This is a genomic window from Enterobacter sp. BIGb0383 (assembly GCF_003751845.1).
In the GTDB taxonomy this organism is placed as follows: Bacteria; Pseudomonadota; Gammaproteobacteria; order Enterobacterales; family Enterobacteriaceae; genus BIGb0383.
In genome coordinates, this window is record NZ_RJKQ01000001.1 from 643,151 (window position 1) to 655,402 (window position 12,252).

Below are 12,252 nucleotides of genomic sequence, written 5' to 3' on the forward strand. Positions count from 1 at the left end.
GGCGGGGTTGCCCCCGCCGGGTCAATTACTTCGTGAAGAGCGTATTGAAACGAGAGAGTACGGCGCCGCGTTCGCTGGTGCCGTCGCTGGTTGTCGGCAGGATAGCCAGTTCGTTAAACAGAGGACGTTTCGCTTCTACATCGGTACGTGCCGGCATCAGCCAGGCATCGGCAACCATTTTCTGTCCTTCCGGGGACAGCACATAGTCGACAAAGCCCTGCGCATCTTTCGCATGCTGGGTCGATTTGAGGATCATCATCGGACGCGGCGCAATCACGGTGCCGCTGGCCGGGAAAATCACCTTCAGGGATTCGCCCTGGCTGATATTGCCGTAGGAAACATAGTCTACCGCGCCGAATACCGCCGCCTTCGCGCCCTGCATCACCGGCGTTACCGCCTGAGCATTCGGACCGCTGACGACCATGCCGTTGGCTTTAAGATCGTCAAACAGCTTCCAGGCCCCGTCGCCCATACTATTTTGCAGACCGATCAGCAAATCGAGTGAGGCACCGGAGAGCGCCGGATCGGGCGTGGTGACCTTATCTTTAAAGTCAGGACCGGTCAGGTCGCGCCACTCTTTGGGTTCCGGCGTTCCGCTTTTGGTGTTCCAGACAATCCCCAGAGCAGAAATACCCTGCGCCACGAAATCGGCAGACTTCAGCGAATCCGGAACCTTAGCCGCGTTGGCGCTCTGGTACGGCAGCAGCCAGCCGCGATTATGCAGATCTTCCGCCGTATCCCAGGAGGCAGAAATCAGAATATCCGCCTGCGGGTTAGCCTGTTCGGCCTCCAGTCGCGCCATCACCTTGCCGGTGGTGGCCTGGAAGATATTCACTTTTACGCCGGTTTGCTTTTCGTATCCGCTGGCGAGGTTTTTCGCCAGCGAGCCCGGTCCTGCGGTATACACTGTCAGCGCATGGGCGCTGGAAATCATAGCTGATGACAACATCACGGCTAACGCGACTCCTTGTTTTACGGACATTAACGCTTTCATACGACTTCCCCTGAGGATGATGTAACAGAATGGACAGCGCTGACGCTGCCGGAGGACAGCAACACAATATGGTCGGCCAGCAGTTCGGCCTCCCGACGATCGTGGGTAACATAAACGGCGGTGGTACCGAGCTGGCGCAGCAGCTGGCTCATCTCGCGACACAGAGATTCGCGCAGTTCGCTGTCAAGATTCGAGAGTGGCTCATCGAACAGCAGCACACGGGGTTCGCCGACGATGGCGCGGGCCAGCGCGACGCGCTGCTGCTGACCGCCGGATAGCCCGGACGGCCTGCGGGTGGCAAACTCAGCCAGCCCCACCCGTTCCAGCGCAGCCATCACGCGTTCCTCACGCTGCTTGCGCGGAACGCCGCGCATTTTGAGCGGAAAGGCGACGTTCTCCGTCACGCTCATATGCGGCCACAGCGCATAGTCCTGGAACACCATACCGATATCGCGGGCTTCCGGCGGCAGCGCTTTGCCGGGGCTGGCGACCTGTTTATCGCCAAACCAGATCTCGCCGTCGGCCGGAACGGCCAGCCCTGCAAGCAGACGCAGCAGCGTGCTTTTGCCGCAGCCGGATGGCCCCAGCAGCGCAACAATAGAGCCGGCATCAATCTGCAGATCGAGATGGTTAAGAACGACATGTTTGTCGAAAGCGTACGAAACGCCTTGTATCTGGATTGAGGTAAGCGCGCGCATCAGCATTCTCCCGCTATGGCAGAACGACGCTTTCCCGCAGGCGAATTCCGGCGGGCCGCACTCACCTGCACATAAGTCAGGGGAGTCATCACATTGTTATCCTCTTTGGGATTTGATAGCCGGGAATATAGGCAGCGTTTATGACGGGGAGATTACGGTTATGTTGCGTCTTGATTTTTCGCGCAAAAGAGACGATCAATACCGGCAGTTCCCTTTTTGCCTGAGGAGTTCCTGTGAGCCACTTCCGTCCTGTCGCCTTACCCCACGCCAGCCGCCTGCTCAATCACGGCCCGACCATCCTGATCACCAGCCGCGACGAGCAAATCGACAGACGAAACGTGATGGCTGCAGCCTGGTCCATGCCGGTCGAGTTTGAGCCACCGCGAATTGCTATCGTGGTGGATAAAAGCGCCTGGTCGCGCGAACTGATTGAGCGCAGCGGTATGTTCGGGATTGTGGTTCCCGGCGTGGAGGCGACCAACTGGACCTACGCCGTCGGCAGCGTTACCGGCCGCGATGAGGATAAATTTAACTGCTACGGTATTCCGGCGATTTCAGGCCCGGTGCTTGGCCTGCCGGTTATCGAAGAGCGCTGTCTGGCCTGGATGGAGTGTCGCCTGCTGCCGCCGACGGCTGCGCAGGAGAAGTACGATACGCTCTTTGGTGAGGTGGTTTCCGCTGCGGCAGATTCCCGGGCGTTTATCGACGGACGCTGGCAGTTCGACGACGATAAGCTCAATTCGCTGCATCATCTCGGCGGCGGGAATTTTGTCACCAGCGGGAGTAAGGTGAGCGTGAAATAAACCGTGCCCGGCGAACCGGGCACGAGGAGATTACATCTCGTATTCAGGTTTGCGGATCAGCGTTTGTGCCTGCGGGGCAATCTCGGTATCCCAGACCTGGGTTTTCCAGTCTTCCGGGTTAACCTCATTAAGCGCCACGCTGATGGAGCCAGGCTTACTGTTCAGATGACGGATAATCACGTCGGCGATATCCGTCGCCAGGGCGGCTTTTTGTTCGTCGTTCAGATCGCGGGGAAAGCATTTAATATCAACGTGTGGCATAGCAGGCTCCTTAGTCAAGAAGCCTTACGCTAGCACAGTTTTCGCCGGGTTTCAGGCGGACTCACGTTCGATCAGGTGAAAACCAATATCCACCAGGGTATCTTCGACGTCCAGCCCTTCTATCCTGTCGGCCAGCAGCGTGGCGGCGCGCTGGCCGATGGCGTGGCGGTCAACGCTGACAGTTGTCAGAGACGGACGGTTGTTGGCGGCAAAATCGAGATCGCCAAAGCCGATAAAGGCCAGATCCTGCGGTACGCGCAGCCCGCGGCTTTCCGCCTCCATAATCGCCCCCTGCGCCAGGGTATCTGAGCTACAGACAATCACATCAAACTCGCCCTCTTCCAGCAGCTGACGCAGGCCACTGCGTCCCAGCGCCAGCGACGCCGGGAGCGGCACCGTTACCGTTGGAATGGTCGAGACGCCGTGATTGTTAAGGGTTTCACACAGCCCCTGCTGACGCTGCGTGGCACGGCGATCCATTGCCCACAGCAGTCCCGGGCGGCGATAACCTTTACGCCAGAGATACTCCCCCGTCGCCATCCCGACTTTTTCATGGGAAAAACCAACCAGCATATCGAGCGGGGTTGGCGTCAGATCCCAGATCTCCACCACCGGGATGGCGGCGTTAAGGATCACCTTTTTCAGCTCCGCTGAATGATGTATCCCGGTCAGCACGACGCCATCGGGCCGTCTTGATAGCAGCGTCGCCACCAGTTCCGCCTCCGTCTGGGCGGCATAGCCCGACACGCAGAGCAGCATATGGTAACCGCGCCCTGCCAGCTCATCGCTCAGGGCCTGGATGGTATCGACAAACATGCTGTTATTGATCTGCGGGACGACGACCGCAATCAGTTTGCTGCGCCGGGAGGCCAGCCCGCCCGCCAGCGCGTTGGGGATATAGCCCGTGGCCCGAACGGCGGTCATCACTTTTTCTACCGTGGCGGGTCGCACCTGCTGCGGCGTGTTCAGCGCCCTGCTGACCGTCATGGAAGAGAGCCCGGCAGCACGGGCAACGTCATCAAGCGTAGGTGCGCGCACTGCAGCCGGGCGTTGGGAGGGAGAACGCTTCACGACAAAATCCTTGTGTACGAGTTGTAGTTGTAATAACCGCATTATTCATTAACCCCCCGCGCATTGCCAGCCGCCCGGCATGTTTCCTGCATGATGTCCTGCAAAAATGTTAGCGCCATCATTGCAGCACGGAGAGACACCTGAAAATATCCGGATTGCGATCTTCATTGCAAAAAATCCCCCATCGGAGCGAGTCTTTGTGACCAGGTGTTCAAATCTGCATCAATCCACTGGCATTCAAAGAGCGTCGAAATTAAAAATGTTAGCGCAAACATTTATTCACTCTCAGGAGATTAACAATGACTCTCAGTGCAAATTCCGATGCGGTCACCTACGCGAAATCCGCCGGAAGCAAAACCGCGGCCGAGACCGGGGATCGTATCGAGTGGGTACGCCTGTCGCTGGCGTTTCTGCCGCTGGCCACGCCGGTAAGCGACGCGAAAGTGCTTACCGGTCGCCAGAAGCCCCTGACGGAAGTGGCGATCATTTTTGCCGAAATCCGCAGCCGCGATGGCTTTGAAGGCGTGGGCTTCAGCTACTCCAAGCGCGCCGGAGGCCAGGGGATCTACGCCCACGCCAAAGAGATCGCTGATAATCTGCTGGGTGAAGACCCGAACGATATCGACAAAATTTACACCAAACTGCTGTGGGCAGGCGCATCCGTCGGCCGCAGCGGGATGGCGGTGCAGGCGATCTCCCCTCTCGATATCGCCCTATGGGATATGAAAGCCAAACGTGCCGGTTTACCGCTGGCTAAACTGCTCGGCGCCCACCGCGACTCGGTTCAGTGCTACAACACTTCCGGCGGCTTCCTGCATACCCCGCTGGATCAGGTCCTGAAAAACGTCATGATCTCCCGTGAAAACGGTATCGGCGGGATCAAAATCAAGGTCGGCCAGCCGAATACCCATGAGGATATTCGCCGTCTGACCGCCGTACGTGAAGCGCTCGGCGACGACTTCCCGCTGATGGTTGATGCCAACCAGCAGTGGGACCGCGAAACGGCTATCCGTATGGGACGCAAGATGGAGCAGTTCAACCTGATCTGGATTGAAGAGCCGCTGGATGCCTACGATGTTGAAGGTCATGCCCAGCTGGCAGCGGCCCTGGATACGCCGATTGCGACCGGCGAGATGCTGACCAGTTTCCGCGAGCATGAACAGCTGATCCTCGGTAACGCCAGCGACTTCGTGCAGCCCGATGCCCCACGCGTCGGCGGGATCTCCCCGTTCCTGAAAATTATGGACCTGGCCGCGAAGCACGGTCGCAAGCTGGCGCCGCATTTTGCGATGGAAGTCCACCTGCACCTTTCCGCGGCCTACCCGCTGGAGCCGTGGCTGGAGCACTTCGAATGGCTTAACCCGCTGTTCAATGAGCAGCTTGAACTGCGCGACGGCCGGATGTATATCTCCGACCGCCACGGTCTGGGCTTCTCTATCAGCGAGCAGGCCCGTCGCTGGACACAAACCAGCTGTGAATTCGGTAAACGTCCTTAATAACAATAAAATCCGGCGGGGATCATCCCCGCCCTTTTGCTCTTCCCCTACATCAACATCATGGATTGAACGATGAATACAATAATTCAGCGCACCCGCGTGCGTTACGGCATCCTTTTGTTCTTATTTCTGGCCACCGTTTTTAATTACGCCGACCGGGCAACCCTTTCGGTCGTCGCCCCAATGATGAGTAAAGAGTTAGGTTTTGATCCGCAGGATCTGGGTTTCGCTTTCTCCGCCTTCGGTATTGCCTATGTGATTATGCAGATCCCTGGCGGCTGGCTGCTGGACAAATTTGGTTCACGGCTGGTTTACGGCTGCGCGTTGATTGGCTGGTCGCTGGTCACCATGCTGCAGGGCACCATCTATCTCTATACCAGCCCGCTGGTGGTGCTGATTATTCTGCGTCTGCTGATGGGCGCCATTGAAGCCCCGGCCTTCCCGGCCAATAGCCGTCTGAGCGTACAGTGGTTTCCCAACCAGGAGCGCGGCTTTGTCACGGCGGTGTATCAGGCAGCGCAGTATATTTCGCTGGGTATTATTACACCGCTGATGACCATTATTTTGCACAATTTAAGCTGGCACTACGTCTTCTATTATATCGGTGCCACTGGCGTGGTACTGGGCCTGTTCTGGCTGCGCAAAATCCGCGATCCACTGCAGCACCCTGCCGTTAACCAGCAGGAGCTGGACTATATTCGCGACGGTGGCGGCGAGCCGGAGCTGGGCAGTAAGAAAAATCAGCCCCGCCTGACCCTGAACCAGATAAAAGGCGTCTGCGTTAACCGGATGATGATCGGCGTCTATATTGGCCAGTTCTGCGTGACGTCCATCACCTGGTTCTTCCTGACCTGGTTTCCGACCTATCTGTACCAGGCAAAAGGGATGTCGATCCTGAAGGTGGGATTTGTGGCGAGTATCCCGGCCATTGCCGGTTTCCTCGGCGGCCTGCTGGGCGGCGTGGTCTCTGATGCCCTGCTCAAACGCGGCTACAGCCTGACCGTGGCGCGCAAGCTGCCGGTGATCTGCGGCATGCTGCTCTCCTGCATTATCGTGGTCGCCAACTACACCTCTTCTGAGGTGGTGGTGATTGCTGCCATGAGCATGGCGTTCTTTGCCAAAGGTTTCGGCAATCTGGGCTGGTGCGTGTTGAGCGACACTTCGCCGAAAGAGGTACTCGGCATTGCGGGTGGCGTCTTCAATATGTGCGGCAACCTGGCCAGTATCGTCACGCCGCTGGTGATCGGGGTGATCCTCTCCGCAACCGGCTCGTTTGATTACGCCATTCTGTATGTCGGCTCGATGGGCGTCATCGGCCTGATCTCCTACCTGTTTATTGTCGGTCCACTGGATCGCATTACCCTGAGACCGGCAACGGTCTGATAACTGGCAACTGGCGAGCCTTTCGCCCTGCGGTTCCCTCTGGCTGTACTCCGGAGGGGATCGCCTCTTTTACGTTATCGTCAGTTCCGCAATCAGCGCGTCAGCCTCACGCTTTGAGCGCAGACGCACAAAGCGAATATGCGCGTACGCCGGGTTCACTATATCCGCCAGATAGCGCCGCCGGTTGCTGCGCCAGGTTTTCAGCATCCACCAGATAATCGACTGTCGGCTAAAGAAAGAGCGGCAAAAGCTCTCCCGATTACCGGTGCCGGGCCACAGCTCCTTTTGCGTCCACGCCCGATTGACTGCCCGTGAGAGCGACTGCCACAGGGTTCGCCAGAAACTGCTGTCAACCCAGATAATGATATCGACATCCTGCCACTTAATAGGGCGAGTACGATTATAGTTGCCGTCGAGCACCCAGCCATCGCTTGCCGCCAGCGCCGTCGCCAGGCGTGTGGACATCTCGTCATCGCTGCAACCCTGCCAGTTTTCGCGCCAGTAGAGCGTATCCATCTCAATATAGGGGACCGACATCGCCTGTGACAGTCGGCGGGCGAAGGTGGATTTCCCCGACCCGCTGGTGCCAACCACGTTCACTTTCATTGTTAACCCTTATGTTATCAGGTGATTAAATCCACATCCTTGATAGTCACGCATGCATGATATATCTCTGGTGATTTTCGTTAAGGCAAGGATTGCTGCCGGACAGTATTCCTTTCCCCCTGTTTATTTGCAAATTAATTACAAGTAATGCCAATTGATTTATTTATAAATTTCATTTGAAATGCCTTTCAGAAGATCCTCAATTAGTAGAGAATGCAGCGTCCGAATAAAAAGAAGCAACCGCTTAGCACTACCTCAGACTTTCTGCAGGTATGTTTTACTGCGTTTATACACTTTATCCCGGGGTTATTATCATGCGTAACACTGATGTTACACAAAAAGAATATCTGCTTAACGAAGACGCCACGCTAATGTCGACAACGGATATTCATAGCCATATTACTTACGCAAACTCGGCCTTTATTGATGCCAGCGGGTATGAAGAAAGCCACCTGATGGGCGAACCGCACAACGTTATCCGCCACCCGGATATGCCGCCGGAAGCCTTTGGCGATATGTGGTACACCATCAAGCAGGGCGACAGCTGGACAGGGCTGGTGAAGAACCGCCGGGAAAACGGTGACCACTACTGGGTCCGCGCTAACGTGACGCCGGTATACCACAACGACACCCTTACGGGCTATATTTCAGTCAGAAATGTCCCGCACCGTAGCGAAGTGGAAAATAGCGATAGCCTCTATCAGCAGGTTAATAATAAAGGAATGGGCGGCTTCCGCTTTTATAAAGGCGTATTAGTCCGCCGTGGGATATTCTCTTTTCTTTCGATGTTTAAATGGCTAAACGTTTCCCGCCGTGTCGATCTGGCGATGATTGGCGGGGCGATTATTATGTCCGCACTGCTGGCCGCTCCCGTTGATATTATGTTCAAAGCGGCGGGAACGCCGGTGCTGTTTTTTGTCCTCAGCGCCTGGCTTAAATCACAAATCTCTCAGCCGCTGAAGAAAATCGTTGAGCAGATGCAACGCGTGGTTTCCGGCCGACGCACCGATTACTACCATTTCGACCGGGTCGATGAGATTGGCCTGATGATGCGCCTGGTTAACCAGTCGGGCCTGAATCTGCATTCGCTGGTGGATGACGTCAGTACCCAGATTCAGGGTATCCGCAATATCAGCCAGAAAGTCTCCAAAGAAGGCAGCGATCTGCGCGTGCGCTCCGATGAAACCTCTGCGGAATTGCAGCAGACGGCGGCTGCAGTAGAAGAGATTGCCAGCGCCGTTGAGCAAACGGCGGCCACCGCCCTCAAAGCCATGCAGATGGCCGACACCACCAGTGTCGATGCGGCACGCGGCGGCGACGTGATGAAACAGACCCTCGGCACCATGCAGTCCATCTCCCGCGATAACGGCAAGATTGTCGATATTATCGCCGTTATCGACAGCATCGCTTTCCAGACCAATATCCTGGCCCTGAATGCCGCCGTGGAAGCCGCCCGGGCCGGTGAATCGGGTCGCGGTTTCGCCGTTGTTGCCCAGGAGGTTCGCCACCTGGCGCAGCACTCCGCCTCGGCGGCGAAAGAGATCAAAGTGCTGATCGAGCATAACGTCGCCAACGTTAATACCGGCGTTGATATGGTGGAGCAGACCGAAAGCCATCTGACCACAATGATTGATAACGTGATGCAGATGTCGACGATGATCAAAGAGATGGGTCATGCCACCCAAGAGCAAACCCAGGCCCTGGCGCTGATCAACGACAGCATTTCCCGCATCGGCGTGAAAACACAGAATAACAGCGGCATGGTGGAGCACGTTACCGAAGCCGCCGACGACCTGACCCGCCGCACCCGCCGTCTGCAGCAGGCGATCCAGGTCTTCGGGTAACTATCACGGGGAATTTGCCGCACGGGCGGCAAATTTCCGCAGAATAAGTGACACCGTCACCCGTGGCGCTACCGCCCTTTTCTTCCGGACAAATCCGTCCTGTGCTTCGCCGCAAAATAATTCGATTTCGATCCATTTTAGCACTGGTATGTTTTGCGTAGACCCCGGTTTGCGGGTAGGATGCTGCGCCATGTTTTGTCTTATTCAGGCACACGACAAGCCTGAAAAGACAGAGCCACGCGCCGTCCGCGCAATCGTTTGGGACGCCCGGCGGCGTGATAAAAAAAACAGAAACGATTCAGACAGGTTAAACAGGAAATTCGATGAAAAATAATAGCAACAGCAGCGCGACGGAGCAGCATGCTGCGAAGCGTCGGTGGCTGAACTCCCATGAGGAGGGATACCACAAAGCGATGGGCAACCGTCAGATCCAGATGATCGCTATCGGCGGCGCAATCGGTACCGGACTGTTCCTTGGCGCGGGTGCACGACTGCAGATGGCCGGTCCCTCTCTGGCCATTGTCTATCTGGTTTGCGGTATTTTCTCCTTCTTTATTCTGCGTGCGCTGGGCGAACTGGTCCTCCACCGCCCTTCCAGCGGCAGCTTTGTTTCCTATGCCCGCGAGTTTCTCGGTGAAAAAGCCGCCTATGTGGCTGGCTGGATGTACTTCATTAACTGGGCGATGACCGGTATTGTCGATATCACCGCCGTTGCGCTCTATATGCACTACTGGGGCGCATTTGGTGATGTCCCTCAGTGGGTATTTGCCCTTGGCGCGCTGGCCATTGTCGGCACCATGAACATGATCGGCGTAAAGTGGTTCGCCGAAATGGAGTTCTGGTTTGCGCTGGTAAAAGTGCTGGCTATCGTGGCCTTCCTGGTTGTCGGGACCATCTTCCTCGGCACCGGTAAACCGCTGGACGGCGGCGCGACCGGCTTCCATCTGATCTCCGATAACGGCGGCTTCTTCCCGCACGGCCTGCTGCCCGCGCTGGTGCTGGTTCAGGGCGTGGTTTTCGCCTTTGCCTCTATTGAACTGGTCGGTACCGCGGCCGGCGAGTGTAAAGACCCGGAAAAAACCGTGCCGAAAGCGATTAACAGCGTGATCTGGCGTATTGGCCTGTTCTACGTCGGCTCCGTGGTACTGCTGGTAATGCTGCTGCCGTGGAATGCCTATCAGGCTGGCCAGAGTCCGTTTGTGACCTTCTTCGCGAAGCTCGGCGTGCCTTACGTCAGCGACGTGATGAATGTCGTGGTACTGACCGCCGCGCTCTCCAGTCTTAACTCCGGCCTCTACTGCACCGGGCGTATTCTGCGCTCTATGTCGATGGGCGGTTCTGCGCCGCAGTTTATGTCGAAAATGAGCCGTCAGCAGGTGCCTTACGCCGGTATTCTGGCGACCCTGGGCGTGTACGTCGTCGGCGTGTTCCTCAACTATCTGGTGCCGTCCCGCGTCTTTGAGATCGTGCTGAACTTCGCTTCGCTGGGCATCATAGCTTCCTGGGCGTTTATCGTGGTCTGCCAGCTGCGTCTGCGTAAAGCGATTAAAGAAGGCAAAGCCGCCGACGTCAGCTTTAAGCTGCCGGGCGCGCCGTTCACCTCCTGGCTGACGCTGCTGTTCCTGTTAAGCGTGGTGGTGCTGATGGCCTTTGACTACCCGAACGGGACCTGGACCATTGGCTCTATTCCGCTGATTGGCCTGCTGCTGATTATCGGCTGGTTTGGCGTGCGTAAACGCGTGCTGGAAATCAGCCGTACCGCGCCGGACCATAAGGATAATGAAGAGCAGAACGTAACGCTGGTTGAAGAGACCTCGCGCTAACGCAACGCTTAAGCAGTAAGAGAACGGGGAAGGCACTGCCTTCCCCGTTTTTTTTACAGCGCGATACGAATGATATCGTCCGGCTGGGTGGCTGGCTGCTGGCGCGTTCCGGCCTGCTTAACGCTGACGTACAATGTCTTACCGTCGGCGGAGAGCGTCAGGCTGTTCGGATGGGTAGGCGTATCAAAGGTTTTTATAACCTTGTAGGTTTTCGTGTCGATCACGCTAACCTGACCCGCCTGACGATGCGTCACATAGACTTCATTGCGCGCCGGGTTGAACAGGACGGCCAGGGCTTCCGGCACGGCGATGGATTCCAGGACCTTACCGTCACGGAGATCCACGACCAGCAGCGCTTTCTCTTTCGAATCGGCAACAAAGGCGCGATGACCGGCCGTGTCCAGGCTCAGGTTAATAAAGAAGTGCTCTTTACCGTCGTCGAGCAGTTTTTTACGGCTGATCACTTTCTGCGTTGCGGTATCGATGGTGACCAGTTCGCCGTCGGCATTGCCGCTGTACAGGCGTTTGGCGTCAGCATCCAGCGCCAGCGCGGTGCTGTAGGTTCCGGTGCCGGTAATGGTATTTTTCAGCGCCATTTTTTCGGCATCCACGGCCCAGATCACACTCTCTTTACCGAGGCCGGTGATATACACCGTCCCGCTGGTCTCATCCACCAGCACCTGGCGCGGCTGCAGGGGGCGCTCGGTTTCGGTACGCTTACGGGCATCCAGCACCACACGGCCTTTTACATCACCCGTTTTGGCATCGATAGCGGTGACCATTCCGTCGGTGCTGTTGCCGAACCACAGGGTTTGCGTGCGGGTATCAATCGCGGCACCGTAAGGCTTGATATCGTTGTGGATAGCCTGCGTCACTTCCAGAGTGGTCGGGTCCAGACGGTAAACCACCCCGCCTTTATCGGTTTGACGGCTCTGGGTCGTTGCCACCCACAGCGCATTCTCCTGCTGGCTGAAGGCCATTTCATAGACGCCTTTGGCGATGGGCTGACGCAGCTGTTCTGCCGCTGTAGCGCTGAAAGTACCGGCCAGCAGCAACGAACCTAACAGAAGAGAGCTGCGCAGACGGAAGGTGGAAAGCTGACGTAATGACATAACGATTCCCTTTTTTATGAACAGATTGATTACGGCCTCACATGGCGTAAGTCAGGCGAAGTCATCGCTTTACCTGATTGTTGTTGATGCGAATAGTAATCATTATTCATCACAATGTGGAGCCTTTATTCCCCTCTGCGTCGTTTCTCCCTCCATCGATT

General features: G+C 56.7%; 11 protein-coding genes. 5 read left to right on the plus strand and 6 right to left on the minus strand.

Annotated features, from left to right (window positions below; all coding sequences use genetic code 11):
* Positions 1-25: 25 nt before the first annotated feature.
* Complete coding sequence (locus EDF81_RS03180) at positions 26-994, minus strand: ABC transporter substrate-binding protein (protein ID WP_123346182.1); 969 nt, start codon at positions 992-994, stop codon at positions 26-28.
* Positions 991-1,692 (minus strand): ABC transporter ATP-binding protein, encoded by a 702-nt coding sequence (locus EDF81_RS03185; protein WP_123347658.1) that lies wholly within the window; start codon positions 1,690-1,692, stop codon positions 991-993. The genes EDF81_RS03180 and EDF81_RS03185 overlap by 4 nt, the downstream gene beginning before the upstream one ends.
* 233 nt (positions 1,693-1,925) lie before the next feature.
* Here EDF81_RS03185 and EDF81_RS03190 point away from each other — a divergent pair, with 233 nt between their 5' ends.
* Complete coding sequence (locus tag EDF81_RS03190) at positions 1,926-2,495, plus strand: flavin reductase family protein (RefSeq protein ID WP_123346184.1); 570 nt, start codon at positions 1,926-1,928, stop codon at positions 2,493-2,495.
* 30 nt (positions 2,496-2,525) lie between these two features.
* Here EDF81_RS03190 and pptA read toward each other — a convergent pair whose 3' ends face one another.
* Together pptA and EDF81_RS03200 are read right to left on the minus strand one after the other, a co-directional pair.
* Entirely contained in the window at positions 2,526-2,756 is a 231-nt protein-coding gene (gene pptA / locus EDF81_RS03195) for a tautomerase PptA (protein WP_123346186.1), read from the minus strand.
* Between the two features lie 51 nt (positions 2,757-2,807).
* Positions 2,808-3,827 carry a LacI family DNA-binding transcriptional regulator gene (locus EDF81_RS03200; RefSeq protein ID WP_404851441.1) on the minus strand — a complete coding sequence of 340 codons (1,020 nt, stop codon included), beginning with the start codon at positions 3,825-3,827 and terminating at the stop codon, positions 2,808-2,810.
* Positions 3,828-4,126: 299 nt separating this feature from the next.
* Between EDF81_RS03200 and EDF81_RS03205 the strand changes: the two genes are divergently transcribed.
* Positions 4,127-5,323, plus strand: a complete 1,197-nt coding sequence (locus EDF81_RS03205; RefSeq protein WP_123346190.1) for an L-talarate/galactarate dehydratase — start codon at positions 4,127-4,129, stop codon at positions 5,321-5,323.
* A 72-nt stretch (positions 5,324-5,395) separates the two neighbouring features.
* Positions 5,396-6,706 carry an MFS transporter gene (locus EDF81_RS03210; RefSeq protein ID WP_123346191.1) on the plus strand — a complete coding sequence of 437 codons (1,311 nt, stop codon included), beginning with the start codon at positions 5,396-5,398 and terminating at the stop codon, positions 6,704-6,706.
* A 69-nt stretch (positions 6,707-6,775) separates the two neighbouring features.
* Here the strand turns inward: EDF81_RS03210 and EDF81_RS03215 are convergent, their stop codons facing one another.
* Complete coding sequence (locus EDF81_RS03215; protein WP_123346193.1) at positions 6,776-7,312, minus strand: adenylate kinase; 537 nt, start codon at positions 7,310-7,312, stop codon at positions 6,776-6,778.
* Between the two features lie 311 nt (positions 7,313-7,623).
* Between EDF81_RS03215 and EDF81_RS03220 the strand changes: the two genes are divergently transcribed.
* Both EDF81_RS03220 and ansP read left to right on the plus strand, forming a co-directional pair.
* Positions 7,624-9,156 (plus strand): methyl-accepting chemotaxis protein, encoded by a 1,533-nt coding sequence (locus EDF81_RS03220; protein WP_404851467.1) that lies wholly within the window; start codon positions 7,624-7,626, stop codon positions 9,154-9,156.
* A gap of 323 nt (positions 9,157-9,479) precedes the next feature.
* On the plus strand, positions 9,480-10,979 hold the full coding sequence (gene ansP, locus EDF81_RS03225) for an L-asparagine permease (protein ID WP_123346197.1): 1,500 nt from the start codon (positions 9,480-9,482) through the stop codon (positions 10,977-10,979).
* Positions 10,980-11,032: 53 nt separating this feature from the next.
* Here the strand turns inward: ansP and EDF81_RS03230 are convergent, their stop codons facing one another.
* Positions 11,033-12,091 (minus strand): YncE family protein, encoded by a 1,059-nt coding sequence (locus EDF81_RS03230; protein WP_123346199.1) that lies wholly within the window; start codon positions 12,089-12,091, stop codon positions 11,033-11,035.
* Positions 12,092-12,252 lie beyond the last annotated feature (161 nt).